Annotated in this window: 26 protein-coding genes; 15 read left to right on the top strand and 11 right to left on the bottom strand. The window is 33.5% G+C overall.

Annotated features, from left to right (window positions below; all coding sequences use genetic code 11):
* Nucleotides 1–107: 107 nt before the first annotated feature.
* Nucleotides 108–623 carry a hypothetical protein gene (locus BFU36_RS11300; RefSeq protein WP_069284126.1) on the bottom strand — a complete coding sequence of 172 codons (516 nt, stop codon included), beginning with the start codon at nt 621–623 and terminating at the stop codon, nt 108–110.
* Nucleotides 624–1,094: 471 nt separating this feature from the next.
* Here BFU36_RS11300 and BFU36_RS11295 point away from each other — a divergent pair, with 471 nt between their 5' ends.
* The 7 genes from BFU36_RS11295 to BFU36_RS11265 all read left to right on the top strand — a co-directional run bounded on the left by BFU36_RS11295 (nt 1,095) and on the right by BFU36_RS11265 (nt 8,230).
* A complete protein-coding gene (locus tag BFU36_RS11295) occupies nt 1,095–2,741 on the top strand; it encodes a hypothetical protein (RefSeq protein WP_069284125.1) in 1,647 nt (548 codons plus the stop codon).
* A 122-nt stretch (nt 2,742–2,863) separates the two neighbouring features.
* On the top strand, nt 2,864–3,622 hold the full coding sequence (gene aroD, locus BFU36_RS11290; RefSeq protein WP_069284124.1) for a type I 3-dehydroquinate dehydratase: 759 nt from the start codon (nt 2,864–2,866) through the stop codon (nt 3,620–3,622).
* Between the two features lie 117 nt (nt 3,623–3,739).
* Nucleotides 3,740–4,396 carry a hypothetical protein gene (locus BFU36_RS11285; RefSeq protein WP_069284123.1) on the top strand — a complete coding sequence of 219 codons (657 nt, stop codon included), beginning with the start codon at nt 3,740–3,742 and terminating at the stop codon, nt 4,394–4,396.
* Between the two features lie 104 nt (nt 4,397–4,500).
* Nucleotides 4,501–5,697, top strand: a complete 1,197-nt coding sequence (locus BFU36_RS11280) for an Nre family DNA repair protein (protein ID WP_069284122.1) — start codon at nt 4,501–4,503, stop codon at nt 5,695–5,697.
* Nucleotides 5,698–5,702: 5 nt separating this feature from the next.
* Nucleotides 5,703–6,482, top strand: coding sequence for a radical SAM protein (locus BFU36_RS11275; RefSeq protein WP_069284749.1), 780 nt, complete (start codon nt 5,703–5,705; stop codon nt 6,480–6,482).
* A 434-nt stretch (nt 6,483–6,916) separates the two neighbouring features.
* Nucleotides 6,917–7,450 carry a hypothetical protein gene (locus BFU36_RS11270; protein ID WP_069284121.1) on the top strand — a complete coding sequence of 178 codons (534 nt, stop codon included), beginning with the start codon at nt 6,917–6,919 and terminating at the stop codon, nt 7,448–7,450.
* Between the two features lie 33 nt (nt 7,451–7,483).
* On the top strand, nt 7,484–8,230 hold the full coding sequence (locus BFU36_RS11265; RefSeq protein WP_069284120.1) for a CBS domain-containing protein: 747 nt from the start codon (nt 7,484–7,486) through the stop codon (nt 8,228–8,230).
* Between the two features lie 10 nt (nt 8,231–8,240).
* Here BFU36_RS11265 and BFU36_RS11260 read toward each other — a convergent pair whose 3' ends face one another.
* Nucleotides 8,241–9,767 (bottom strand): 4-hydroxyphenylacetate 3-hydroxylase family protein, encoded by a 1,527-nt coding sequence (locus BFU36_RS11260; RefSeq protein ID WP_069284119.1) that lies wholly within the window; start codon nt 9,765–9,767, stop codon nt 8,241–8,243.
* A 134-nt stretch (nt 9,768–9,901) separates the two neighbouring features.
* Here BFU36_RS11260 and BFU36_RS11255 point away from each other — a divergent pair, with 134 nt between their 5' ends.
* Both BFU36_RS11255 and BFU36_RS11250 read left to right on the top strand, forming a co-directional pair.
* Nucleotides 9,902–11,221, top strand: a complete 1,320-nt coding sequence (locus tag BFU36_RS11255; RefSeq protein WP_069284118.1) for a M20/M25/M40 family metallo-hydrolase — start codon at nt 9,902–9,904, stop codon at nt 11,219–11,221.
* 551 nt (nt 11,222–11,772) lie between these two features.
* Complete coding sequence (locus BFU36_RS11250) at nt 11,773–12,315, top strand: DUF433 domain-containing protein (protein ID WP_069284117.1); 543 nt, start codon at nt 11,773–11,775, stop codon at nt 12,313–12,315.
* Here the strand turns inward: BFU36_RS11250 and BFU36_RS11245 are convergent.
* Nucleotides 12,302–12,916, bottom strand: coding sequence for a carbonic anhydrase (locus BFU36_RS11245; RefSeq protein ID WP_231961140.1), 615 nt, complete (start codon nt 12,914–12,916; stop codon nt 12,302–12,304). The two genes, BFU36_RS11250 and BFU36_RS11245, sit on opposite strands and share 14 nt — an antisense overlap.
* A gap of 161 nt (nt 12,917–13,077) precedes the next feature.
* A complete protein-coding gene (locus BFU36_RS11240; RefSeq protein WP_069284115.1) occupies nt 13,078–13,683 on the bottom strand; it encodes a hypothetical protein in 606 nt (201 codons plus the stop codon).
* A gap of 396 nt (nt 13,684–14,079) precedes the next feature.
* On the opposite strand from BFU36_RS11240, the gene BFU36_RS11235 reads away from it, so the two are divergent.
* From BFU36_RS11235 to BFU36_RS11225, 3 genes are all read left to right on the top strand, one after another.
* Nucleotides 14,080–14,841, top strand: coding sequence for a hypothetical protein (locus tag BFU36_RS11235; RefSeq protein WP_069284114.1), 762 nt, complete (start codon nt 14,080–14,082; stop codon nt 14,839–14,841).
* 164 nt (nt 14,842–15,005) lie between these two features.
* Nucleotides 15,006–15,827 (top strand): hypothetical protein, encoded by an 822-nt coding sequence (locus tag BFU36_RS11230; protein WP_069284113.1) that lies wholly within the window; start codon nt 15,006–15,008, stop codon nt 15,825–15,827.
* Between the two features lie 2 nt (nt 15,828–15,829).
* A complete protein-coding gene (locus BFU36_RS11225) occupies nt 15,830–16,462 on the top strand; it encodes an AAA family ATPase (protein WP_069284112.1) in 633 nt (210 codons plus the stop codon).
* On the opposite strand, the gene BFU36_RS11220 is transcribed toward BFU36_RS11225, so the two are convergent.
* Entirely contained in the window at nt 16,439–17,101 is a 663-nt protein-coding gene (locus BFU36_RS11220) for a hypothetical protein (RefSeq protein ID WP_069284111.1), read from the bottom strand. The two genes, BFU36_RS11225 and BFU36_RS11220, sit on opposite strands and share 24 nt — an antisense overlap.
* Nucleotides 17,102–17,265: 164 nt before the next feature.
* Here BFU36_RS11220 and BFU36_RS11215 point away from each other — a divergent pair, with 164 nt between their 5' ends.
* On the top strand, nt 17,266–18,681 hold the full coding sequence (locus BFU36_RS11215) for a phenylacetate--CoA ligase family protein (RefSeq protein ID WP_069284110.1): 1,416 nt from the start codon (nt 17,266–17,268) through the stop codon (nt 18,679–18,681).
* Between the two features lies 1 nt (nt 18,682).
* On the opposite strand, the gene BFU36_RS11210 is transcribed toward BFU36_RS11215, so the two are convergent.
* A complete protein-coding gene (locus BFU36_RS11210) occupies nt 18,683–19,429 on the bottom strand; it encodes a class II glutamine amidotransferase (protein ID WP_143576837.1) in 747 nt (248 codons plus the stop codon).
* 460 nt (nt 19,430–19,889) lie between these two features.
* Between BFU36_RS11210 and BFU36_RS11205 the strand changes: the two genes are divergently transcribed.
* Nucleotides 19,890–20,201 (top strand): muconolactone Delta-isomerase, encoded by a 312-nt coding sequence (locus tag BFU36_RS11205; RefSeq protein WP_069284108.1) that lies wholly within the window; start codon nt 19,890–19,892, stop codon nt 20,199–20,201.
* Nucleotides 20,202–20,706: 505 nt separating this feature from the next.
* Here BFU36_RS11205 and sso7d read toward each other — a convergent pair.
* From sso7d to BFU36_RS11180, 5 genes are all read right to left on the bottom strand, one after another.
* Nucleotides 20,707–20,901: a chromatin protein Sso7d gene (gene sso7d / locus BFU36_RS11200; protein WP_069284107.1), complete on the bottom strand. Its 195-nt coding sequence runs from the start codon at nt 20,899–20,901 to the stop codon at nt 20,707–20,709.
* A gap of 209 nt (nt 20,902–21,110) precedes the next feature.
* On the bottom strand, nt 21,111–21,293 hold the full coding sequence (locus tag BFU36_RS11195; RefSeq protein WP_069284106.1) for a hypothetical protein: 183 nt from the start codon (nt 21,291–21,293) through the stop codon (nt 21,111–21,113).
* Nucleotides 21,294–21,665: 372 nt separating this feature from the next.
* Nucleotides 21,666–23,348: an NAD(P)-binding protein gene (locus BFU36_RS11190; RefSeq protein ID WP_069284105.1), complete on the bottom strand. Its 1,683-nt coding sequence runs from the start codon at nt 23,346–23,348 to the stop codon at nt 21,666–21,668.
* A gap of 60 nt (nt 23,349–23,408) precedes the next feature.
* Entirely contained in the window at nt 23,409–24,065 is a 657-nt protein-coding gene (locus BFU36_RS11185; protein ID WP_069284747.1) for an HAD family hydrolase, read from the bottom strand.
* A gap of 626 nt (nt 24,066–24,691) precedes the next feature.
* Nucleotides 24,692–25,567 carry a mechanosensitive ion channel family protein gene (locus tag BFU36_RS11180; protein WP_069284104.1) on the bottom strand — a complete coding sequence of 292 codons (876 nt, stop codon included), beginning with the start codon at nt 25,565–25,567 and terminating at the stop codon, nt 24,692–24,694.
* Nucleotides 25,568–25,707: 140 nt separating this feature from the next.
* Here BFU36_RS11180 and BFU36_RS13880 point away from each other — a divergent pair, with 140 nt between their 5' ends.
* Nucleotides 25,708–25,878, top strand: coding sequence for a hypothetical protein (locus BFU36_RS13880; protein WP_156770076.1), 171 nt, complete (start codon nt 25,708–25,710; stop codon nt 25,876–25,878).
* The last annotated feature ends 536 nt before the right edge of the window (nt 25,879–26,414 follow it).

Here is a 26,414-nt window from a genome sequence, read left to right as displayed (position 1 = left end):
AGTCTTACTTCTTACCCTTAGACGTTTCCCCTCATTTATTCTCGTACATTGGGAGGCTGAAAAGCCGACTTCCCGCCATAGGGGTTTCCTCACATTTTAAAAATAATTTATCTTAACAATCTATTACCATTTTTAACTAAATAATACAATCCTACCATCTTTACGATATCTCCAATTATTGCGATTATACCTAAATTTATTAAATATAATGGTAAACCTAAAGTGAAGACTAACGCACCATAGAAGAATAGCGCTGAGTATAATTTGTTAAAGGTATTTAATGTAATAAAAATCGATATTCCAGCAATTGGTTCGAATAGGTAACCAATTAGTATCAGTCCAACTCCAAGAAAGTCATTTATTTGAACAAATAGCATTCCTATAAGAGCTATGATTATGGCTATTATCCCGGCTAGTTTTAGTATCATACCTTTTTTAAGCTCAGCCTTATAATATGTTATATAAGAAGGAAAAGCCATTATCAATATTATCCACAATAAAACCTTTGACACGTTTGTAAAAATGTAAGATAGTCCGTAAACAAGAAGCAGAATTAACTCCGCTAAGATAAAAGCTGAGGCTATTAAACTAATTAAATTACCCTTAAAGAGGTATTGGTTCATTTCAAGTATATATATTTTTAAACTTAAAAGAATATTTGTTAAAATTGGTTTAAACTTTCAGGCTAAAATACTTCATCATAAAAACAACGAGTTTTAGATCTCTTTGTACCGGATAATGTATTTTTAAATGTTTCTAAGACGACATTTTTAAAAAATTGACCTAATTCCTTTTGGCAAATAATTTACTATAACCTTAAAATAGTTGATTTCTGAAAATCACTGTTAAAAAATTATCCGGACATAACAAGACTTTTGGCGATGCTCCCCCTTAATGAAAAGCTAAGGTCGTTTATAACCCTAAAGTTATTTACTACAGTTTAATGAAAGGAGGGCAAGCCTTTTGAGGTTAAGGTTATTAGAAGTCTTTAGGATTAACTCCAATAAACGCTTCATGGCTTGGCAAAACATTAACTCTTTAAGGCTGGTAAATAGTTGAGAAGACTTAATTATAATAAATATGTTTTATAGGGTATGAGGTGGACAGTCTCTAGAATCCTAACGTTCATTGTATCAGCAGCTACGATAGGTATAGCATTTGAAAGGTTCTCGTTTTTCGTTTCATTTTACTTAATAGTGTTATCCTTCTTTTATTTCCTAAAGGAGTGGAGACCTATTCCTATACTGTCCATCTTAGGTATTATGTTGGCTCATAACTATATCCTAACCTCCTCCCCATTTAGAGGTGAGGTTCTCCCTCTTTTTATCATAGTCTTATCCTTACCCTTCTTAATTTTAGGAATAAGATATGATAAGAAAGGAATTTTTCCTACTGTACTGTTTTGTATCGCTCTAGGCTTGGTTATTTTACCTCTAACCACTTTAGAAGAGTTTATCGTGATATTCTTCTTCTCGTTGATGATTTCGAGACTACTAGACTACAGAGGAGTTATAATAGCTGGTATAACTTTCTTGCTAATTTCTATTTTCAGAATGGAATACTCTGACATATCTTATTTCTATCTGTTAGGAGGAGTAATAAGTGCTATATTGGTAAGGAGTGAGAGAAAAGTAGAGATATATGAGGCTCTTTCATTGTTTTCAGTTTTAATCGCATTAACGTATACGATTTTTAAAATACCTATAATCTTCTTATCAATTGGTTTAGGACTATTTTTCCCACCATCATTGATATTTTCTTCCATAATACTATATCTAGAAGGCTTTAGATATGCGTTGTATTTAACACCAATTTTTATAATCCCTTATCTCTGGAAGTCAAAGCTATTAGACTTCACCTTAATTAGCATAGGATTAAGTATGCTTTTCCCATTCTCCATACCCTTTATGTTAGTCTTATCAAAGTTTAATAGAACGTCATTGCTTATTTCCTCCATTGTATTATCCTTAGCTACTATTTACTTGTTTTCAGAGGGGTATTACGATATAAATATCGCTATTTCATCAATTATATGTTCAGCAATTTTCTTAGCAAGTTTTAAATATGATCTGATTGTTCGTTATTTCTTAATGAAGAGATTCTTGCAAACTTTGCCAATAATTTTGGTTGGTATCTCATCTATTTTAGTGCTCTTCTTTTATTACTACATATTTTCGTATGTTGCCTTAGCAGTCTCACTAATTTACTTCCTTATAATTTATGAGAAGAAAATTCTTGAAAATTTTGATGTTCTTAAGTATAGTTTACTCGTAGTATTTTCCATATTATTAAATAAATATTATTTCTTCTTACCTTTGAGCGGATATTATCTTAAAAATAAGTTGAATTTCGTAATGAGTGTTATACCAATAATTGTCTCTATCACTTTACTAAATGACGTTAACATAACACTAGTTGCATTGTTTTCATCCTTATCCTATTTCCTTCAAAGCTTAAGAAATACATTTAACGTTAAACCCTTATCTTATATTTTACCATCAAGCATATTAATAATACCTTTTACGAGTTATTTGAAAACATACAGCGTTTTATCTTATATACTAACGGGAAATCTTTTCCCCTTATTTATAAGTTCGATTGTCATTGTGACTCTTTGTTTAATAACTTATATCTCCTCTTACCTATTGGGGAGAAGCAGTCAGTACTTAGGTATAATTTATGGAATTTCTTTAGGAGTAGTATTAAGTGTATTTGCGTCTAAATTACTTATAATAGTCTAAATTTCTGATCTATATCATGGATGGTTAGGTCATCAATTAGGAGTAAAAAACCCTCTATTAATTAGAGCTCTTTCGTCAAACTTCTTAAAACGTTTTATTACTTTTAAAAAATCATTATATATGTGAGACTAGAATTAGAGAACCCTGTTAGCTTTAGAGGCTTAACTTTAGGTAAGAAACCGTTAACTTGTGTAGTTGTTACAACAATAGAGGATTTAATAAAAGCTGAGAAGTTAAACGTAGATTTAGCTGAGGTAAGATTTGACCATATGTTACTTAAAGAAAGATATAGTATAGATCATTTGTTGGAGAAAATTTCAAATGCCAAAATTCCCTTAATATTCACTGTTAGACACCATGAAGAGAGCGACCTGGGAGAAAAAGCTGTAAAACTGAGTGATGAGGAGAGGGTAAAAGTCTATGAGAGAGCAATTACCATTCATAACGTTAAGTTAATAGACGTTGAACTTAGAAGTGTGAAGCAGTCGGATATTTTCCAAGAAGTTGTAAAAAATGCTAAAAATAATGGTGTTGGGGTTATATTATCTTATCATAATTTCAAACTTACTCCGTCAATGGACGAGCTGAGAAGAATAGTGGAAGAGGAAAACTATTACGACGCCAATGTCTTGAAGATTACAACAATGATAAGTGATGTGAAAGATTTACTTACCTTAATTAATTTAACGTATGAGACCAGAAATAAACTTAAAAAACCCTTAATATTCATAGGTATGGGAAACCTAGGAAAGATTTCCAGAATACTAAACGTAGCATTTGGTAATGATATAGTATACTCTCACATAGGGAATTCAACTGCCCCAGGTCAGCTATTGTTAGATGATACAAAACGCCTATTATCATTATTCTTTACGGATTAGTTTTTATCCCGCTTCCACGTTATGAGCTTAATTCACAAAGAATTTGCCATATTTCTTGTTAAAAATAAGCGTAAAAGAACAGTGGATGTTAATAAGCTAGAGACTCTACATATTTTTATGCTAATAATAAATGAGAGATTACCGGAAAAAGCGGTATTGGTTGAGGAACCAGAAGTAGCAGAATTGTTAAGCAACTATTTGAAAGTTCATAGATCCATTAAGCGTAGAGGCTACATAATTTTTATGGGAGAATATAATGGGAACAATTTAGTTATTTCAACCCATGGAGTAGGAGGACCATCAACTGCATTAATCTTAGAGGAACTTATAGCTAATGGAGTAAGGATAATCTTGAGATATGGAACCGCTGGTGGGCTTCAAGAAGAAGAGAAGTTGGGAAAGTACATCATACCCTTAGGAGTTTCACATCACTACAAAAGTTCTCTTTATCAAAGCTTTAGAAACGATGTCGTGCTATCACTCTTCCCTGACTTAGAACTAGCCTATTCCTTATACAAATTCCTAAAGGAAAAAGGGAGAGAAGTGTTTTATGGATCAGTTTTTCAAAGTGACGATTTCTATAACGAATCACACCTAAATTATGACGATGCTGTAGATATGGAAACTGGAACTCTATTCCTAATAAGTAGATTGAAAGGAGTTAGGTCTGTTTCTCTTCTCATAATTGCAAATTACAAGGGAAAGTGGATTAATTATGAGGAAATTTACAGAAGAGATGCAAATTTAATATTAAGCTTCATAGCAAATAATTGAAACCATGACTGACTTCCTCCCCACCATAAATGGTGAGGCACTCATCACTTTGTAATGTGTTATTTAGAAAGTGTTATAAATTTTGAAAAACTACTATTAAATAAGTGATAAGACCAGAACTTTGTATTAGATGTAGAGCTTCTAAGTACTTATGTGGCTTAACCTATTGCCCAATTCTAGTTAAAGTTAGGACTAAAAAAATTGAGAGTAAGGAAGTCCTAGGTTCTTCACCACCTACAGTATTTGTAGGTAGAGTAAATTATCCTAAGATCATCGTATATCCATCATCTCCTCCTATATTAGGGAATACTGAATATTTTGAAAACTCAAAGTATTGGATAAATTCTAGCCTCGATGAGTTCTTAACTGCCAGACTATCCTTAGTAAGAGGAGGAGTAAGATATCACGTAGGTTCAGCAATAAATCCTGATAAACTCCTCCTTGATATACAAGCGATTACAATAGCCTCAAGACCGGTTGACGTTGAGTTAGATCTCAAATCTAAACCAGTAGGAGGAGTACTAGATGATAATTCTCCTCCGTTAGGACCATCAGCACCTTTAGATAGATTAAGAATATCTACCTTACCACCTCCATTAAAGATTGTCGAAAAGGTGTATAATGATTTTGATATGAAAGCTAGAGAAGGAATTGTTAAATTATACTCTTTTGGCTTAGAAGTAGAAAAAATATCTAAAATATTAAGCATAGGCGGAATGGGGAGAAGAAGAAAACTCGTGCCTACTAGGTGGAGTATTACAGCTACTGACAAGATAATTTCTGATAAGTTAATAGGGGAAATAAAGACTTTTGATACGATAGATAAAATAGAGGTGTATGTTAGAAAATTTAATAGGAACTTATTCGTAGCTATCCTCTTACCTAGAAAGTGGAGTTTTGAGTGGGGTGAAGCATGGTTTCCAGGGAGTACGTGGAATAAGTGGGGAAATTACGTTGATGTTGAGGTAGACAATGAAGGATATTATGGAAGAAAGGATTACCCGGAAATAGGGGGTTGTTATTATGCGTCTAGGTTAGGGGTAACTGAGCACTTATATGAAAGGAGGAAACAGGCTACAGCAATCTTATGGAGGGAAATATATGAGGGTTTTAATCTACCTATTGGTGTCTGGTTTGTTAGGGAAAACGTTAGAGAAATGTTTAAAAATAAGCCTCTAATATTTGATTCTATAGAACCAGTATTCACTTACTTAAAAGAAATATTGAGGGTGGATTTAAAGAAGTGGTTAAGTAAATCAATGCTAAACTATAACACTATTGATAAATGGTTAGAGAAGTGAGTTTGATGATAGTAAAGAGAATTAAAGTTAAATCAGCATTAAGTAAATCGGGTTTGAGAGAGCTTGATTACAGTCTTAATCCCTATTTAGGCTGTATTCATGCTTGTAGTTATTGTTACGCACCTAACTTCACTCCAGATAGCGACGCTTCAACTAATTGGGGAAAAGTAGTTGTAGTCAAGGAGAATCTAGTTGAGGTTCTAAAGAGGGAAGTACATATGCTTAAGAGAGGCGTTGTTGGCGTTTCTACAATAACCGATCCATATCAACCTATTGAAGCCCTAGAAAGGCTAACTAGGAGAAGCGTAGAGTTGCTTTTACAAAATGGGTTTAGAGTTTCTATTCAAACTAAATCCCCCTTAGTATTGAGGGACATTGACGTTCTACAGAAGTATAAGAATAAAGTCGATGTGGGAATCACAGTTACTACTCTCTACAAGGATATTGAACCGAACGCTCCACCTCCTAAAGCTAGGATTAATGCGTTGAAAAAATTAAGCGAGAATGGAATTGAAACTTGGCTATTTTTGGGACCCATTATTCGTGGCGTAAATGATAGTGAAGTGAAGGATATTATTGAAGAGATTAGTGGCATAAGTACTAGAGTAGTATATGATCACTTCAATTATTATAAGGGGTTGAAGTTCAGAGAGGGAAGTAAGGAATGGTGGGAAGGTATCAAACAGATGATAAATAAGCTGTGCAGAGAAAACGGTTTGGAATGTCATGAGGAGAGTGAGGACTGGATATTCGAGAAAAGAAAGCAATATAAACCATTATTTTAAACGGTTCATGAATTAGTTTTATTATTCAAAATTTTAAGGAGTTAGACAACTAGCCTATTCTTCTGACCTCCTCCCCTTAGAGCGGTTCATAGGTTTACCGCCTTCACCACTTCATAGCTAGTGGGCATTAATACCCACTCGTCCAGCGATAGCTGGGTCTTCAGCCAAATTACCCCTATCCCTTGGGTAGAGGAGCCCCCACTCCACCCTCCTCGAGACTCGGGGATATGTACTGAGGAGGATGGACACGTTCTCATTACGCTTTATGGCTTCCCTCAATAATCTTCCTTCACTTAAAAACTTTACCCCGGGGGAGAGGCTTGTCCTTCCTTTGTCAAAATTTTCAATCTAATTGTTATCACAATAAAAACTGATATAAAACGAAAAACTGTTATACAACCCATTTATAAGATGGTTTTGAGTAATTTATTAAGATGTATTGCGTGGATGAGAGGAAAAGGATTCCAGTGGATGTAGTTTGTTCTTCTTACAACTTTAAGATAAGAGTCTTGATAAACGGAAAACCTCACATTGCAACCTATGAGGAACTTTGGAAGATGAGTTTAGATAACGTTAATACGATTCACCTATACGAGAAAACTGAATCAGCAATAGCTAATGATCCTTTCATGTCTATAGCTAGCTCATTCACGGTTTTCATTTCCGAAAAGGAGGACATTGAGGGATTTGCTGAATTCGTCTTAGGGAAAGTCCTCTTTGAAGTACGTTCTATAGTGCTAGCAGAGGAACCTAACATAAAACTTGAAGAAGATAAAGTAGCCTTATCCTCTATGCATTACTACTATGAGATATCGTTTAGGAATAATAGGTTAACGATAAGAGCTAAGGATAAGGAAGGTTACTATGAAGCTATGATAAGAACTCATAGCTTCAATTTTACTAAAGACTATAGGGAGTTGTTTAGAAACGTTGAGAGATTTGGCAGTACAACGAGAATAGTCTTCTAAAGGTTTTTTAACTATCATGATAATATAATACATATGAAAGTAATAGATTTAGCTAGCAGTATTATAATAACAATATCAACTGAGTCCTCAATGAGGGAAGTTCTTGATGTCCTATCTAAAGATCCATCTGGTAGAGTCGTAGTACTAAAGGAGGAGAAGCCTATAGGAATAGTATCGACTAGGGACGTAGTAGCCTCCTTCAGTGAGTATGGATTAGATATCATCAATTTGAAGGCTAAAGACATAATGAGTCAGGATTTAGTTTCAGTTTCCCCAAATGAGGAGGTAAATGAAGTAGTAAGGCTGATGTTATCTAAGGGTATAGGAGGGGTTCCAATTGTAGATAATAACGTTTTAGTAGGGATATTTACGGAGAGAGAAGTATTAAAGTTATTAACTTCCAACAACTTTTCTGGTATAATAGATTCAGTGATGAGCAAAGACGTCATTTGTATAGGTGAAGAGAGTGACATCCTAAATGCTGCCAAAACTATGACTAGATATAATATTAGAAGGCTACCAGTAATGAAAGATGATAAATTGGTAGGTATAATAACTGCTGCGGATATAGTTAAATTTATTGCAAAAAATGATAAAATAGGAAAAGTATTAGATGCAGGTAGTAAAAATTTAATAACTGTATCTAGATATGAGCGAATATGGAGAGCAGCTAAGATAATGATAGACAAGAGGATAGGCACGTTACCAGTAGTGGAAAATGAAAAACTAATTGGAATCGTAACGGAAAGAGATTTGATGTATGCTTTCTTAAACGTTTAAGCTACTATACTTATTTTTTATCATTACTTGTCACACTTTTTGCAGTTCTCTCAGTATCTGTCTCTCTCCAAGGCTCCACTTTCTCCTTAAACTCTACATCTTTCTTAATGTTAGCTAAATACATAGCTATCTTGCTAGCGTAATCATAATCGTAAACTCTATTTATCACTATCCTTTGTGCCTCTGGACTACCAGCCCCATGAACTGACTCTATGAGAAAAGCAACTCCTAAACTCACGTTTTCCAATAGTCTAATCATTCTCAATCTATCTTCTACTTTATAATCAGAAATTCCCTGCAGGTACTTCTCGATATAAGGCTTTAACTTAGGGTTCTTTAAGTCCCACTCACTAGGCCCAGTTCCTAAAATTCCACCTGCTATATCAGTTGAAAACTTAGTAATCTCGTATGGGAATCTAGTGACTAGCTGTTTAGTAACGTTTGCGAACATCGGATTAACCCACCAGCAATCGTTTTCGCATAACTTAATAGCATCTAAACTAGCTGCGATACCAGTTGAATACATATTTTCAGTTAGTAAAACCATTTCGGTGAGTTTGTTTTGTATATGAGGAGCTTTATCCACACCTACCTGCTTTGCCAGATTATAAGAAGCACCTATTATGACATCCGCTAAACCAGATTTACATCCACCATATCCTTGTCTATGATAAGCACTAAATATTTCAACTAATATTCCACTCATCTGCCAATCCTTATACATGAATACCCTTTCCCAAGGTACAAAAACGTTATCAAATATTACTAAACCTTCATGATTATACCTATAAGGTAAACCATCAATTTCTCCCTCTTCAAACCTCCTCGCATCATTCAATTGCCTTCCTACTATTACCTTTATTCCTTCAGTATCTAAAGGTATTGAAAAAGCTATTGCAAAATCTTGATCCTTCTCACTCATCCCCCTGGTAGGCATTACTACTATCTCCTCAGCTGTAGCTATCCCAGTAATATTTGCCTTAGCCCCTGCTACATAAATTCCTTCTTTAGTGACCTCTGTTACTCTTAAATATGCATTAGGCTGCTCACTGGGTTTTAAAGTCCTCACTCCCTTAACATCAGTCATAGCCCCAGCTAATGCTAAGTCGTTCTTCTGAACGTATTTTAAGTACTCCACAAATCTTTCGTAATACTCTTTCTTACCTTTCTCAGCCATTAACTTAGTTGTGATATAAAGTGTGTTCAGCGCATCCCAACCTACACACCTCTGGAAACAAGCCCCGGTCTTATGGCTTATCTTTCTCAGCAATTTTACCTTAGCAGCCAAGTCCTCCGGAGATCTATGTACATGAGTGAATCTGTTCACCTCTTCGTTTATGAACTGACTCCAAGCTCTACCCAGATGTTTAGTATCCTCCTCATGAGCTGCATCATAAGTAGCTTTAAATGATAGAACTGCTGGCTTTAAGAAGGGATCTTGAGTAACATCTTTAACTTCTTTACCCATCACGTAAATTTCAACTTTACTTCTATTCCTAATAGCCTCAACGTATTGCTCACCTGTTCTTAAAACCATATTATACTTTACACGTGGGAGTTTATAAAGTTTGATATCTACATTTAATAGTAATTATAAAAACTTCATTACTATGTTTTTAAAAATCCTAACTTATGACTTTAGTTTATAAAAGAGTATGTATACGTATTTATATGGAACAAGAGGAATTAAATACGTTAATTCAATTTCTTAAAATGCCTTCAGTTTCTGCTACCGGGGAAGGCATAGAAGAGACTGCAAACTATTTGAAGGAAACGGTAGAGAGGGTGTTAGGAGTAAAGGCTTACGTGGAGAAGACTAAAGGACACCCTGTGGTTTATTCTGAGATTAACGTTAAAGCAAAGAAGACTCTATTAGTTTACAATCATTATGACGTTCAGCCAGTAGATCCATTAAATGAATGGAAGTACGGACCATTTTCTGCTACTGTTGAAGACGGTAAAATTTACGCTAGGGGAGCATCTGATAACAAAGGTACATTAATGGCTAGACTTTTTGCAATTAAGCACTTATTAGATAAAAACGAGTTAGGCGTTAATGTAAAACTCTTGTATGAGGGAGAAGAAGAAATTGGAAGTATTAATTTAGAAGATTACATAGAGAGAAATGCTAACAAGTTAAAGGCTGATAGCGTAATAATGGAAGGTGCTGGATTAGACGCTAAAGGAAGACCTCAAATAGTTCTAGGAGTTAAAGGTTTACTTTACGTTGAATTAGTGCTAGATTACGGTATGAGGGATTTACACTCATCTAATGCCCCTATAGTTAGGAATCCTTGCATTGATTTAATGAAAATAATAGATAGTTTAGTTGACTCCAACGGAAGGGTACTTATTGACGGTTTTTATGATGACATAAGGGAATTAAGTATTGAGGAAAAAGAACTTATTAGAAAATATGACATAAATGTAGAAGAGTTAAAGGCTAATTTAGGTTTTAAGGAGATTAAATATGAGGAAAAAGAGAAGATCGCTGAAGCACTATTAACTTATCCTACTTGTAATGTAGATGGGTTTGAGTGTGGATACACTGGAAAGGGTAGTAAGACTATTGTTCCTCATAAGGCTTTCGCAAAACTTGATTTTAGACTAGTCCCTAACCAAGATCCCTATAAAATCTTTGAGCTTCTGAAAAAGCATTTACAGAAAGTTGGATTTAAGGGTGAAATCATAACTCATGGTTTCGAATATCCTGTTAGAACATCACCTAATTCTGCAGTAGTTAAGGCTATGATTGAGTCAGCGAAGAAGGTTTATAAAGTGGAGCCCCAAGTGATCCCTAATTCCGCTGGTACCCAACCAATGGGATTATTCGTAAATAAGCTAGGAATTAAGGACGCTGTAAGTGCCATAGGAGTTGGGGGTTATCATTCTAATGCTCACGCACCTAATGAAAACATCAAAATTGAGGATTACTTTAAGGCTATTTCACATACTGAGGAGTTCTTGAGAATCTACTCTAATATTTCATAATTTTTATTTTAGAACATAACATTTATAATAGTAGTAGAAAAGCCCTTTTTTATCAGAGATTATAACTTACATTATTAAGGTGTACATCAAGTTTGAGATGATAAAGAAAAGACAAACCTCACATTTTTATGGCAGAGAGAAGGTCAGTAGGAAATTATACTAACAGTAGCCTCCAATTTTCCAAATAATAAAAAGAATGACAAACCTCGCCTTTTAAGTAGTGTAGGCAACAATTCGGTTGTTTTGAAATAAATTGAGTTTTCTTTATTATGGAAATGTATTTTGGGTGAGGCAACTCATTTATTGGGACCAGTAGATGAATGGGTTTGATTTCTTAACACTCACCTAACTCAACAAGAAACACAATGACGAGATGGCTGAAAAATACTCCTTTACAATATACTCTAAATCCATTGTATAAATAAAATTTTACAGAGTTGGACGAAATTGTTGTCCACACACGTATAATACTTTCTAAATTCTTATATCTTGTCTAATAGAGAATACTTTTAGAGAAAAATCTTTAATAGTCCTAATAGGGAATTTTTATCATGGAGTTACCCGGCTACTATGACATAGTAGTTTACAGAGATATACATTTTGGAAGACCAGTGATTGCAGGAACTTTAATTAAGCCAGAAGACGTAATTCGTGAACTAGCAAAGGATATGACGTTTAAAGAAGTGATAGAAGCGTTTCATGGTCAGATAAACTCTCGCCAAATTCAAGAGTGTGCTAAATACGCTATAGACAGTATAAAAATTTTAAAGATGGGAATAGTAAAACCGAGAATTAACAAGAAATTAAAACAACATTTAGAACCATCCAACTATAAATACCTTGATTTGAATAGCGATAAATATAATCCAAACGTTCAAGGAACAGATGTGAAAGTTACTAAGGTGCTTAAGATGATCTCTGAGGGCAAGGAAATAAGAGAAATATCTGAGGAGTTAAAAATACCTAAGGAAGCTGTGATTGAAGCTCTAATTTTCAGTGCGTCAAGAATTGATGATTTTCACTTAGCCCTATCTAAATACCCTGATCCTACAAGTGTAATAATTAAGAGCTTAAATAAGATTAAGATGGTTTAATAACGTTTACTGATGGATATATTGATTTTATCTTCTCAGCCACTTTGTCGTCTTTTACTATCACATTATTTATCTTCATAACGTAGATGGCTATGTCAAGACTATCCCATATATCATTGGTTTCAGCTGAGACTACGTAAGTGCTAGAGCTTAAGTCTAATGGTGTTGTTGGAGTTGTAACGTAAATCGAATAAGGCTGATTTGAAGCTGGAATTTTAATCTTATTAATGTCTATTATCTCGGATTTTATAGGTTTATTTACAAAAATTTTCTTAGCATTTTCTGTTTGAACTTCTAGATTTAATCTCTCTAATTCTGATAAGGTATTAAATGCCTTATCTCTAAATTGATTTACTAACTTGTCCTCTACTATAGATGTAATCTTCTTTCCCTCTTTTATAGATGAAAAGACTACTTTCATCGCCCCACAGTCAGTGTGAGGTAAGACTATTACCTCATCTATCATGTTCTTATACTTTTCTAAAGTTTTAGATAATGATAACATGTTTGCTCCAGCATTTCTCACTACTATAGAGTCAGAATAATTCTCCCTTAAAAAATGATTTAACCTCCTATCCATGCAAGATATAACTAGCCTCATTAGGTGAAACATGATATTGCAATAGTATAAAAACTTTGATTAGAAAATAGTTAATTATTAATCTAAGTCTGACCTACTCCTCTCCGCGAGGTATTCTTTTTCGTGTATAAAAGGAATACTAAAAATTTTACCTTATAGAGGTGGAAGTGGTATAGGATTATTCATGTAGGGGGCAACGGTACAGCTGACGACGATGCTACGTTAGCTCCTAAGTAGACAGTAATAGTTGCTATTGCACTTGAACTAGCTGGAGGTAATGGTGTGTTAGGCTGTATCAGTAGGGATATATAGTAACTACCGGAAGGTAATGAAATTGGAGTAGAAGTCGTGACAGCATTACCCTTATTGATAATTTGAATAGTACTTACGTATGATCCTGAAGTTGAGTATATTACTATGTACGCATTATTAATTGGGTTGCTAGAGGAATAATAAGTATACGTCGTATTAGTTATGTATAAGTTTACAGTAGATGACACTGTTAGGGAAACTATCTGGTAATAGTAATCGTACGATGAATTAGTTATATTAACATATGCAGTGAAGGAATTAGTACCTTTAGTTGAGACCACGTTAACATAGTAACCGTTTCCACTTGGTAACTTAACCATTCCATTAGGCCCTACAGCTATCGTAATGGGCGAAGAAGTTGCATAAACATTGATTTGCCCTTGATAGTAGTATATTACATCTGCTGTGACTACTGGCAATATTGCTAAGATTACAATAAGGGGTATTAAATACTTCTTAAATCTAGGGCTTAGCATTGTTATACTCCAAAATTCTCTTCTATATTTAAGATTTTTGAAAAAACAGCTATGAAAAAACGTGATTCTTAACCTAGATCGTTTTATATAATTCCGATGAATCTTGATTTATCATTATAACTATCATTAAAGGAAGATTAACATAATACAATATCTAACTATTTCATAGGATTTAATATTCAGTCTTCACGATTATTAAAGGAAAATAAAGTAAAACTATAAGCTATAACCTCATATTATTCTTAAATGAAATGACATATATTTGCTCAATCTTTACATATATACTTCTATGAGAATGAAAGCTACACAAACAATGTTGATTTATGTGAAACTAAGTTGTCTGTACATAGAGATAAAGAATTAAGCTTAAATAAGAATCTAATTTAGTTTTGAATAATGGATAATACCAAGGTCTTCGTAATCCTAATTGTAATCATGTTAATATTAGCCTTATTTTCAACGTTTTATGCGAAGAGATTTACAGTTAAATATGGAACTTTTTATCCGCCTTATGCTAATATCTTAGGAGCTTACACTAGCGATGGTAAATTATACGTAACAATTAAAATTCAAAACGAGACCTATCCGATAAATATAACTGGTGGGTATGTAAAAATTGTTAACACTGGCCAATACACTAACGTTACACCTACATATAACGATACTTTTAACGTATCTTTTCCAATAACTTATTCTTTATCTTCATTCTCGCTTGTTTCAATCGAGGGTGTTTTAAAAGGTATAATGAAGGGAAACACTATTTACATAACCTTTTCCTCAACGGTACCTATTCAAATTTATTTCGACATAAAAGTAGTTAAATTCGTATACAACAACTCTACTGCTAATATCACACTTTATATCTTCAACCCAGTTAACATAACACTATTATGCATACGTAGCCTAAGTATCACAAACGCTAATCTATCTGAGACAGTAGCTGGTATAAATTTAGTTGATCTTAACTTGAGTCTACCCGTAGGAACGCATTGCATTAACTTAACCGTAAACCTCATGAAAGAAGGCGGTGTAGTATATGAAAAACAAATACAGCCAGGTTACGCATATTATATTAGTGGAGTATTAAACATTCAAGAGTACTTCTCGCAGCCTCAAAACGCTAGTTTCCAGCTTTATAAGATAGAGTTATTCTCTTGAGTTGAAGATTTCAATAATTTAATAATTAGTATAATTTTATAAGAGGATGACATTAGCGAAAGTTTAGTTATACACGTCATGAGTGATACAAAGTGCATTGACGAGTCTAAATAACACTATTAGAAGAAAAATTTTAAAAAAATAGGCAAATTAAATATAGGCAAATGAAGGCAAGGGCTGAAGTGATTATCTATTCTATTATCATTGTTATAGGGTTATTGAGTTGGGTATTCTTTCCCATTTGGTATTTAAAAAGTATAAATTACTCACAGTATCTTACGCCTCTGGGTTTTGAAATATTTTTCTTTAATAGGTCGTTTACATTAATATCTCCATTAACCTTATCAGCCTTAGTATTTCTTATTACATCTTTCATAATTCCTCTAGTATGGAGATCTAGTAAGTACTCTCTTTATTCCTCAACTCTTGCCTCACTTTTAGGCTTAGCGATGATTATAAACTCTTTGATATTTCAACAGAGATATTTATCATTTCACGGTTATTCTGTCCTACCAACTCCAAACGGTGCTTTTTACATATTCTTCCCTTCTGAAGAATCTTTCACCTTTCCCTTTTACTTAATGATAGTATCGATAATAATTTCTATATTAAACTCAATAACCAGAGCATCATGGTTACCAGTTGGTAGGCTGACCTTATTAGAGAGAATAGTGAACGACGTTTATGAAAAAGGTGTAATTAATGCCTTGACGAATTATTTTGATAGGTTTGGTGTTAAATATGCTTTAACTAATGATAGAGTCCTACAAGTGGGTAAAGTGATGATTGGCAATGATGAAAGACTTAACGTCTTCTTTCCTTCAACGGAGACAGTCGTGTTTGGGAAGAAATACGTCGCTTATATCAACAAGGATGGAGAGATAAAGTATTTAAACATAGATGATGGAATAAAGTTAACTTTAGCTAAAAGCATAGAGGAAGCAGAAATTGTTAAGAATGAGGAAAGGATGATGTATGGGGAATAAAGATGACAACAATTTCTGTTACCGGTATTAAAGGTGGAGTAGGCAAGTCTACTATCTCGACATATTTATCAATTTTCTTTAGCAATAAATATAAGGTAATGTTAGTTGACTCAGACTTCCTAAAATATTCTAGTTACTTAGTAAAGTTATATGAAAAGTTTCTTAAGAATAAGCAGAACTTAAAAGTAACATCTATCGATTTATATAACTCCTCTTATATTGATGCTTTCGAGGGAAACAACGATTATAGTTACATAGTAGTTGATTGCCCAATTTATCCAGAGAAGGGTTGTAACGAGATTTTAAAGACTGACATAACTATATACGTTAGCGATGTAAGTTCATTAGATAGTTTATTAATGGTAGCTGGAAGAGGGGAATCTAAGAAGAGAATATTAGTAGTAAACATGGTTCCTCCTTATCCAGAGGACATAGAAAGTATAACTTCAAAAATTAGTAAGCTAAACTTTGACCTAAAAGTCGTAATTCCCTTCATTCCAAAGATCTTCATGAGTAAATTTAGAGAAATTAACGATTATAAGGTGGATATGCTAGAAAAGATAGCTGAGGCGATAGAGAAGGATAAACTTAATGGGGGAGTACTTACTCCGTTACCCAGCTTGCAAAGTATTTAGAATGTTAATTATTTCGTTCAAATCCAGTTGATATTCTGTCACGCTTTCATAATGTGGATGAGCCATTGTGATTGAATTGATTGTAATATTCCAGAAATAAACGTAATTTACTCCTTTTATATTTATAACAGCCATTAGAAGGATACTGGCATAATAGTCCTTATTAGAGGTTAAATAGCTTACATTCAAATTATAGTAGTTTCTAGTAATTGCTAACTGGAAAGTTTCATTCTGGGGGTTTCCATTATTGACCAGATTAAATTGAATGTTATTAAAAATTAATGAGATTTGCTTTATTGTATTTGATATGGTATATTTAATTGGAATAAGGTAAAGCTTAGAACTATATGGGACGTTAAAGCTTATATTATCAGTATTTACGTCACAACCATTCAGATTGAAAGTAGTCAAATGTATAGACAAATTGTATGAGGGAGAGATATAGGACTCAACATTTATAAAGCGTATTGAAATTCTTTGAGTTATATAGATAATAAAAATTGTATAGTTAGACGAATAGATATTTATAACATCTACATCAGATACATGCATTTCAGTAGGATAAAAGTATATAACGTCAGAACTTGATACGATTGTAAATATTATTAACGTTAATAGAGCAAATGGGAGTAATCGCACACATTGATTTTGACTATAAAATATTTATTTTTAATGTGGCGAGGAAGAGAAATTGCGTAGTACAATGAATATTTTGTAACAAATATATTTTATTACTGCATATTCGTTATTGGTAATTCATAAAAAGCATAAACTTTTTGAACCCCCTAAACAAAAATATCTTAATGTCGTTAGAAGAGTATAGAGCGATTCACTCCCAATTGAGAGATCAAGGTTTCATTAGAACTGATTATCCCCCAAATCCCTCAGAGATCTTGTGGAACAAGAGAGTTATGACTATGAAAAGAGAAGAGCTAGATAAACTGAAGACCTTCAGACTAAAATTGATAGTTAAATGGGCTTGGGATAATATAGAATTCTATAGAAGATACTGGAAATCAAAAGGATTTGAGCCAGAGGTCATTAAAGACTGGAGGGATGTTGTAAAAATACCTATACTTAGAAAAGAGGAGATCAGAAAAGACCTTCAGCAAAATCCTCCTTTTGGAACTATTTTCCATCCAATATTATCGAAGTATATAGGTTTTGTCGGAGCTACTTCAGGTTCAACCGGTATACCAACGTTTCAAGGCTGGGGTAGATTGGAGTTAGACTATTTTCAAGAGGGTCAGGCTAGATACTTATGGACTTTCGCTGAAGTTAAACCAACTAGGGTTTACGCAAATTATTTGAATATGAGCGGATTCTATAGCTGGGGTCCTCCAGTAGTTGAAACTGCTACAAATAGATGTGGAGCTACAGCAATAGCTGGGGGTGGAGAAACTTACTTCAGTTGGAAGAATAGACATAATCTCGTACTAAAACTATGGAAAGTTGACGTATTTGCCACTACACCATGGTTACATAGGTTAATAGGAGAAGAAGCTAAACTAGAAGGATGGGAAACTCCATTTAAGGTATTACTCCTACATGGAGGAGCTGCTGCTGAAAACACTAAGAAGAAATTGTTTAAAGTGCATCCCAATGCTCAATTGGCTATAAGCGTTTGGGGAACTACTGATGGGCATATGGCTATTGAAGTTCCAGGGTTAGAGGGACAATTAGTTATATGGGAGGATATGGAAATATTTGATATAGTAGATCCTAAAACTGGTGAACCAGCTTCTGAAGGTGAGAGGGGTGAGTTAATAGCTACCTTACTCAACCACTTCACAATGCCATTAATACGTTATAGTTTAGGTGATTACGTAAAGAACGAGTTCATAACTGATCCAGACCCCAAGTATGGAATTACTCACATGAGATTTGCTGAACCAATACCGGGTAGGGTTGAGTGGATGTTTACTGTAAAAGGTAAGTTATTATTACCAATTTATGTTGAAGATGCTGTAAACGAAATTCCAGATACTACTGGAATGTTTAACATAATTGTATATGATAATCAAATGGATAAATTGAAAATTAGGATAGAGACCAGAAGGAATGAAGTAGATGGTAAATACGATATGGAGGCTAGGGAAATACTGGGGAGTAGAATTGGCGTAAGCCCAGATGACGTTGAAATAGAATGGGTAAAGCCCGGGCAGACATTATGGACTGGTTATAAGCTTCAAGTGTTTGTAGACCAGAGGAAGAAGTAATCTAAATACTTTTTAAACTCATACCTCCTATTTTAATTAGCTCTCCTTCTTCACATGGCTTTTGCTTATTAAACTTACAATAATAGGCTAGGGTAGATGAATAAACAGAAATACCGTCATCGTCTTCATTAACATACAGTTTATAATATTCTTTATTAATACCCCTTTTTTCAACGTAACCTTTATCATAATAATTTAGATAGTAAAGTATGGCTTGCCTTTCTTTTCTTCTAATCTCCAATAATAGTAAATTGAGAGATGATTTGGTAAACTTCTTCAAATCATTTATACTATCAACGCCTTTCATTTCTATATACTTTAGTATTAACTCACTATCCACCATGTTCTCAGCAGAAATTCCCAATTCATTTGCTATCCCTTCCTTATTAACAGAGCCATTATGGGCTAAGAAGAAAATAGATGAGGAATTAGACTCTAAGTAAGGATGTGAGTAATAAGAACTGACTAAGGATTTATCAGAAGCTTGCCTAGCATGAGCAATGATCATCATTTCTTCATCGCTAATTTTTATTGGAAAGTCACTTTCAACATCGCTAATCTCTTCAAATATAGGATTTAAACTCCTATAATGAAATATTTTATCCTTCGTCAAGAGTACAAATCCCCAGCCGTCACCATGACTAGTATTATTATACAGCTTATCTTCTTTTGCTGACTTAACTAAGCAGTCTAATAATTCCCTTACTTTTCTAGATGATCGTCCGTAATATGAGAACATCCTGCACATACGTATACATTAGGGATTCTAAAAATTAAAATATTATTGAATTCACGTAATAACCAGATTATAATATAAAATTCCACGTCACGTTCAAAGTTGTTCCCTTACCAACTAACATTCTTAGCCTTATTTTTCTGATCTCCTCCCTACCTTAAAAAGCAAGGTCTATCCTTCCTTCATTACTAGGTTATATCTTAAGACTTCTACAATTTAAGCGATGAGTTTCTCAATACTAGGAGTGGAGGTATTAAGGTATATACGTGTAAAAGTCATAAACACTTAATTCACCTCCTCCTTAATTTTTACAAAGTAGGGAAAGCCTTGCCTTTTAGGTCGGAAGGAAGTCGGCCTAAAAAACCTCGAATTCTTCACTTAGAGGAAGGTTAGTGATTTTGAGATTTTAGACAAAGTCTTTTATCGCCTATAAACTTTTATTTTGAAACATAGTTTATTATATGAATAAAATATGTTGTTTCTACTTTGGTTTAAGGTTAAACAGCCCGAAAGTTTAAGTCAGAAGCAGTTAATGGAAATTTGGAGAAAAGAAGCTGAAGCAGCACTCTCAGCTGTTAAATCTGGAACTATTAAAGGGCTTTATAAGGTAAGCGGAAAGAGAGAAGTAGTTGCTATCTTAGATGTCAGATCTCATGAAGAGTTAGATGAAATACTAGAGAACTTACCAATAACTAAGGAGTTGGGACATTCTGTAACCGTAGACGTGTACCCGATACATCCTTATGAAAACTTCTATGAACTTATGAAGAAACTTACTTCATAAATTCCTTCTATGAGGTACTATTATCGCCCTTGGTATAAGTGATAATAGTTTCAAGATGTTTTATAATAAATAGTTTTAACCCTATTATCGATAGATAAATCTTTTGCCTAAATACCTGTGTTAAGAACATGGAAATACTTATTTTTGTTTGGAAATTTTACCCTTAGGAAATTTTTTAACACGCTATTTTCATAATTAATTAAGTCAAGATCTCATTAGGAGTACATAAAGACATTTCTCTAGAAAATTAGTTTAACATCCTCCTAAGTTATTAGATGTTTGGTTCATAATGTTTTTGTCTTTCCTTTATCGCCTTTTGAACATCATAAATTCACTAATACTTTATTAATAACTTTTCATTACCATATAATTAGATGATTTGAGTGGCCAGGACTGAGCAGTAATGATGATATGTTTTTATTATGATCTAATCGTTAGAAATATAAGAAAAACACAAAAATTTAAAAAAAAATCACTTTAAATTAACTATATACTCCTCTTAGCTTCACTTCTTTTGTTTCTCTAACATCTGCAATAACTCCTTTGGAGCGTCCTTCTCGCTAACAGCTCCTCTACCAGTCTTTCCTCCACCCTCATCGTAGGTGAAGCTTATCATCTTGCCAACTCTCCAAACCTTCTTTATCTTACTAATATCTACAGACTTCTCTTCTCCCTTATACTTGAACTTTACTGTTGCCATATTTCTTCAAGATTACCTTATGTTACTCTCTTAAAAATACTTTACGGTTTTAACTCAAGTATAACTTAAGGTATTTCTATAAGGTCTAAAAACGTTTAAATGCTTAAGACTACATTTTATAATGTTCAAAATAATATATACTATAGAATAAACAGTGTAAAAGCGGAGTTAAGAGAAAATGATCAGAATATGAAAAATATTTAATCGCTTTAGGAATACCAAACAAAGTTATAATATTTCTTTTCTTTATTTAACGCTCTCCATTCCTCTGGGAATTCATTTCTCAAATACTCTTCTGGAAGCCTAGAAATATCGTAAAGAGGAGCGTTTGATGAGATTTTACTTCCATTACTAGCTTCTTCTTTTTTCTTACTAATCTTTAATCCTATCATACATATCACCTAATGTATAAATATATTTTCTAATTTATAAGCTTATCTAAGAATGCTTAAAAGGGTTTCTAGATAATAAACATTAGTATTACTTTCCGATTTTGGCTTAAAAATACCAAGGAACTTGTATATTCATGAAAGGGCTTCCTCCGAATCGTTAGAAGTTTGCTTTACAAAGTTGAGGAAAGCCTCAGGGACGTGGAGGAAGTCAGACTTGAACTCCCCCTAAAGATTTTCACAATATAGTTAAACTTAATTACATGAAGATTTTTCACTTAATGGAACCATCTTTATATAGTATTCTCCTTTTAAGTTTTCAAAAATACTTAATAAAATTAGTATAAAATAAAATTTTTACAAATAGAAAAAGGTTTATGCTGTGGAAAAGGTTGTATATGTTCTTCCTAGCCAATATCCTTTCTGTATAGACTTACCTATTGTTGGCTGATCATCTAGGAACTTTGTAATCTCTAAATCAAATCTCATATTATCCTTACTTTTTACAAACTTTACTCCAGCTTTAATCAACATATTCTCTAGCAAGTATTGCCTAGTTCTGTCCAATCCTTGCAATGATCTCTCTGTAATATATACTTCATTATATTTAGCTAATTCAAAAGCGTAATCATGATATGCGTAAATATTTGAGTCAATTAACACTTTCTCCCCCTTTACTTCTGGCAATTGAGGTATTTCATAATCTGGGATAGCAGTAATACAATTATCGTCACTACACTCCCATTTCTTATTAAGTCTTATCTCTACTCCCAGCCTTTTCAATTCCTTTTCATAATAGTTTATAAGTTCACTGAATTCTCTTACCTTCCACGGATCTTTAAAGAGTAAGAATTGTCCACCTAACTTATCGTTCTTCTCATACAAAGTTACTGTAAATCCTCTTAGGGCTAACACTCTAGAGGCTTCTAACCCCATCACTCCTCCTCCAACTACAAACACTTCTCCTTTACCTTTCTCTAGAGGAGGTAATGATTCCCAGCCTAATTCTGGATTAACATCACATCTAACTTCTCTATATACTACACCCCTACACAGTTGGTTGCACCTAATGCAAGGTCTTATAGGTAGACCCTTAATGTTCTTCTTAAGCCAATAAGGATCAGCCAATAGTTGCCTACCTAACACTACAACGTCAGCTACTTCTCTAGCTTTTATAGCGTCTTCTAAAGTTAATATTGAGCCAACTAAGAATAATGGAATGTTAATTTCATCCTTAACTATTTTAGCCTCCCTTAAGAAGGATACTCTATCATAGTAGAACGGCATACTAGAAGACAATGGACCATCTCTACCTGCTGACAAATGTATGTAATCGATTCCTGCTTTCTCAAGTTTTTTGCTTATATCAGCAATAATCTCCGGATTCAATCCCTGTTCGTCAAATTCAGTAACGCTCAACCTTATTCCTACTGTGATTTTTACTTTCTCTTTTATCCCTCTTAAAATCTCCTCAACAAACCTAACACCTTCCTTATATTCATCACTCCTACGATTAGTAGCTGGAGACAGGAATTGTGCTATCAGGTAACCGTGTGCTCCATGTAACTCTATTCCATCAAATCCAGCCCTCTTAGCTCTAATAGCTGAATTAATGAAGTCGTTCTTGACTCTTTCTATATCCTCTTTACTCATTTCCCTTACTTCATCCATTATTGGTATTGGGCTTGGTGCTATTGGCTTATTTCCCCAAATAATATCCCTTCTGGTTTTTCTACCAACGTGAACTAATTGAACAAAAATCTTACTTCCCAATGCATGTATTACCTCAGTTAATCTCATGAACTTTGGGATTAATTCATCTGAGTAAAGTCCTAATTCATTCACTGAGCCCCTAGCATCGATGTTATTGACGTAAGTGTATTCCGTGATTATCAGTCCAACTCCTCCCTTAGCCCTCTCCGCTAAATATGCTATGTGAGCCTCACTAGGATATCCTTGAGGCGTGCCTAGGTTACTTATCATCGGTGACATTGCTAACCTATTCTTAACTTGAACGTCTCCTATCTTTATTGGTTCAAGTAGTGTTGACAATGACATAAGTGGAAATCTTAATAGTTAGTTAAAAATCTAACTTCATTTAGCTATAAGGTACTAAAATTAGATTGCTTTCTTTTCTATTATTCTAAGGGCTTCTTTTAAATTCCTAACCTTATCCTTAATTTCTGGATATAAGTTTTCCCTATCTAACAGTATAGATTCGATGTAGCATCTTCTAGCTCCAACATAATCTAATTCGTAGATGTCACCGATGTGAACTGCGGGATAACCTCCCTTTAAAATTGCATAACTAAATATCTTGGGGTTAGGCTTTACTGCTCGCACCTCATATGATAGTATCAATCCGTCGAAGTATTTTCTTAACTCAAACTGATCTAACAAATCCTGAACTCTGGGAGATGCATTACTGACTAAAACAATCTTTAAGTTTAAGCTCTTCAACCCCTCCAAGAACTCTACTGTGTCGTCGTAAATGAAAGCTTCACCATCTCTCAAATCAGCCCTACTTAATGCATTAAGTAATGATTCCCTTGGATATATTTTTAGATAGTAAAGAAATTCCCTCATGTCCACTGGATTATGTCCGTCTTTATTAGGATATTGGTTTTTAGCCATAGCACTTACGAAAGCTCTAAATACTTTCCTTAACTCAATATCATACCCATTATCCTTCATTACTTGATGAACCTTCTCATAGAACACTGGTTTAAAACCAACTAATGTATTACCGAAATCTACGAAAACTGCCTTTAACAAGGCTCTCATCTCATATAAGCATTATATGGTTTTATACTTTCTAATTACTTATTAGGAAAATCTTTCTCAGTTTTTATAAATTATCGGAAATTAATCTTATGAGAGATTCTTCGCAATAAAAGATCTATTTGATGAATTGTTACTCAATTGTGTGATGGTATAGGAGAAAAGTAGTGATTTCTCAATTAATCTTTAAGAATACAAATAAAATAGCTCACAAGAGAAACTATACTATTTTGACCTCCTCCCCTCCCTAAAGGGCGAGGTTTACTGTTCTTTTTATCATTGAGATATCGATGAAGGACATTATTATTTAGGAAACCTTAAACTTTACGTCTCTATCGTTTAACGTTAATTATCTGACCTTTTCTCCGTCTCGAAAGCTGATTTCCTCCCCGCCCTTAAGGGCGAGACTCTACTTATTTTGTAAGGTTTTCTTTTTCCAGTTTATAAAAGAAAACCGCGGTAATTAGCAAATAAACTAATCTAGATTTATTACTCTAATCAGCTGTATACGATAACTCCCAGAGTTTTTTATCATATATCCTGCACTAGAAGAGAGCTCTAACATAATTTGTGATAGTATCTAATACCATTTGAAATGTGTTTCAAACTACTTGTTTATCTTACTGTTTTTTCTTCAATTCCCAATATGCCTTATCAAAGGCTTGATTTATTAAATTCAATATCTCGTTAAGTTGATCGATTCTTTCAAAATGAACAATAACTGTAAATGAATTTGTACCACCGTTTTTCCCCGTAAAGAACACTTGCGGAATTTTATATCTAGCTTTAGCAAAGGAATCTTGAATATTACTGTTAGCTAGCTGAAGTAAATCGTTAGCCGGTACGTCAGCATTAACTAATAATTGATACGGGTAAATAAGTGAATTCTCTGACTCCAATTTTTGGAATACCGTGTTCCCTAGAAAAGCTGAGTTAGGTATTCTTACAAGATTACCATTTGTCGTCTTAACGTCAGTGAATAATAAAGAAACTTTTACTACTTCACCAACTATAGGAGATCCCCAAATCCATGAGGACAACGATAAGGCATCGTTTTGTTTAACCGTCCTACTAGCCGTAACCAATATTCCAGATAAAATGTTTTGAGCAATTGTCTGGACGGCTAAACCTATTACGATACCTCCTACTGCACCTCCTACTAATACTCCCGTTAAGTTTACTTTTAACGCTGCTAATATTACCATGACAAGTATTGTATAAAGGACTACATCAATTATTACCTTAATAGTTGACGCTACATTTCTCTCAACTCTATTCAGTAAGTATTGGTAAAACACGCTCTGAACGGCTCTAATAATATAATATCCTCCTACAGCTATAACTATTACTGTTATTGCAGTAAATACATCTGAAGAATAGGGTGCTATTTTAGGAAAAATAAACGTTAATGCCTTTAAAATAACTCCTGCCAGATAATCAACTAATGCTAGAACAACTAATATTATAAGGATCTTTACGTAAAAACGGTAGTTCATATAACATTAGATTATTTAACGGTTAATAAGCATACCGAATATTATATAGTAAAAATAATTTTTTACCTTATAACTTAATAAATGTAATAGTACTAAAATATTTATAAAAGCTTATATATTGGATTAAGTTAAGATAAATTATGAGTCTTACAAAGAGAAAGTTCTACACAGTTAGAAAAACCTTGTTGTGTGATAGCGGATATGGAATCTTTGAATGTGAAGATGAAAATAGATGCACATTAATTGCTTGTACCTACGTTAGCCCACTGTCAACAAAATTAAATGATCCTAATGTATTTCTACCTCAATAAATTACGGCGATATCAAACCGTTTTAATACCATACCGCACTTTATACGAAACGTACAAAATATTTTGAAAATTTTCTTTAACATATATAATCCAACAAAAATAATGCTTTAGATGAATTCAAGCATAATTATTTGGAAAGCGATAATTTGTGGAATAGTTGCTACAAGAAAATTCTTCATATCTAACCGTTAGTTTGCCACTTATTTCAATACATGACATACAACTCTGTCAATAATACGTGTAAATAACAATTTTGTTGCTTTGCTATAAATGAATTTTATTTACTGTTGAAAAGTATTTTGGGATGAGATACTTGTGTTGGGTGAAAAGATGAACAGAATACTTTCTCGCTCTCACCAAATTAGGGTGATTCTTGTCCTAGACCTTTGCAACATTTAGTTTCTCGTATATTTTATATACAATTAACTTTATTTGCCTAGCCTTTCATTCTGGTTGGTCACAAAGTTAATATGTTAACATATAAATTATTTACTGATTTAATGTTAATAGATTAATCTTTTATATTTCCCCTTACT

The organism is Sulfolobus sp. A20 (assembly GCF_001719125.1).
In the GTDB taxonomy this organism is placed as follows: Archaea; Thermoproteota; Thermoprotei_A; order Sulfolobales; family Sulfolobaceae; genus Saccharolobus.
This window is presented reverse-complemented; position numbering and strand designations above follow the sequence as displayed.

What these genes read in the sequence shown, in the direction of transcription:
- BFU36_RS11240 (WP_069284115.1), bottom strand. Translation starts at nt 13,683, where the DNA reads ATGCTAAGCCCTAGATTTAAGAAGTATTTAATACCCCTTATTGTAATC.
- BFU36_RS11205 (WP_069284108.1), top strand. Translation starts at nt 19,890, where the DNA reads ATGTTGTTTCTACTTTGGTTTAAGGTTAAACAGCCCGAAAGTTTAAGT.
- BFU36_RS11265 (WP_069284120.1), top strand. Translation starts at nt 7,484, where the DNA reads ATGAAAGTAATAGATTTAGCTAGCAGTATTATAATAACAATATCAACT.
- BFU36_RS11245 (WP_231961140.1), bottom strand. Translation starts at nt 12,916, where the DNA reads ATGAGGCTAGTTATATCTTGCATGGATAGGAGGTTAAATCATTTTTTA.
- BFU36_RS11270 (WP_069284121.1), top strand. Translation starts at nt 6,917, where the DNA reads ATGTATTGCGTGGATGAGAGGAAAAGGATTCCAGTGGATGTAGTTTGT.
- BFU36_RS11275 (WP_069284749.1), top strand. Translation starts at nt 5,703, where the DNA reads ATGATAGTAAAGAGAATTAAAGTTAAATCAGCATTAAGTAAATCGGGT.
- BFU36_RS11285 (WP_069284123.1), top strand. Translation starts at nt 3,740, where the DNA reads ATGCTAATAATAAATGAGAGATTACCGGAAAAAGCGGTATTGGTTGAG.
- BFU36_RS13880 (WP_156770076.1), top strand. Translation starts at nt 25,708, where the DNA reads ATGAGTCTTACAAAGAGAAAGTTCTACACAGTTAGAAAAACCTTGTTG.
- BFU36_RS11210 (WP_143576837.1), bottom strand. Translation starts at nt 19,429, where the DNA reads ATGTGCAGGATGTTCTCATATTACGGACGATCATCTAGAAAAGTAAGG.
- BFU36_RS11295 (WP_069284125.1), top strand. Translation starts at nt 1,095, where the DNA reads ATGAGGTGGACAGTCTCTAGAATCCTAACGTTCATTGTATCAGCAGCT.
- BFU36_RS11230 (WP_069284113.1), top strand. Translation starts at nt 15,006, where the DNA reads ATGAAGGCAAGGGCTGAAGTGATTATCTATTCTATTATCATTGTTATA.
- BFU36_RS11195 (WP_069284106.1), bottom strand. Translation starts at nt 21,293, where the DNA reads ATGATAGGATTAAAGATTAGTAAGAAAAAAGAAGAAGCTAGTAATGGA.
- BFU36_RS11260 (WP_069284119.1), bottom strand. Translation starts at nt 9,767, where the DNA reads ATGGTTTTAAGAACAGGTGAGCAATACGTTGAGGCTATTAGGAATAGA.
- BFU36_RS11215 (WP_069284110.1), top strand. Translation starts at nt 17,266, where the DNA reads ATGTCGTTAGAAGAGTATAGAGCGATTCACTCCCAATTGAGAGATCAA.
- sso7d (WP_069284107.1), bottom strand. Translation starts at nt 20,901, where the DNA reads ATGGCAACAGTAAAGTTCAAGTATAAGGGAGAAGAGAAGTCTGTAGAT.
- BFU36_RS11190 (WP_069284105.1), bottom strand. Translation starts at nt 23,348, where the DNA reads ATGTCATTGTCAACACTACTTGAACCAATAAAGATAGGAGACGTTCAA.
- BFU36_RS11225 (WP_069284112.1), top strand. Translation starts at nt 15,830, where the DNA reads ATGACAACAATTTCTGTTACCGGTATTAAAGGTGGAGTAGGCAAGTCT.
- BFU36_RS11255 (WP_069284118.1), top strand. Translation starts at nt 9,902, where the DNA reads ATGGAACAAGAGGAATTAAATACGTTAATTCAATTTCTTAAAATGCCT.
- BFU36_RS11250 (WP_069284117.1), top strand. Translation starts at nt 11,773, where the DNA reads ATGGAGTTACCCGGCTACTATGACATAGTAGTTTACAGAGATATACAT.
- BFU36_RS11180 (WP_069284104.1), bottom strand. Translation starts at nt 25,567, where the DNA reads ATGAACTACCGTTTTTACGTAAAGATCCTTATAATATTAGTTGTTCTA.
- BFU36_RS11300 (WP_069284126.1), bottom strand. Translation starts at nt 623, where the DNA reads ATGAACCAATACCTCTTTAAGGGTAATTTAATTAGTTTAATAGCCTCA.
- BFU36_RS11235 (WP_069284114.1), top strand. Translation starts at nt 14,080, where the DNA reads ATGGATAATACCAAGGTCTTCGTAATCCTAATTGTAATCATGTTAATA.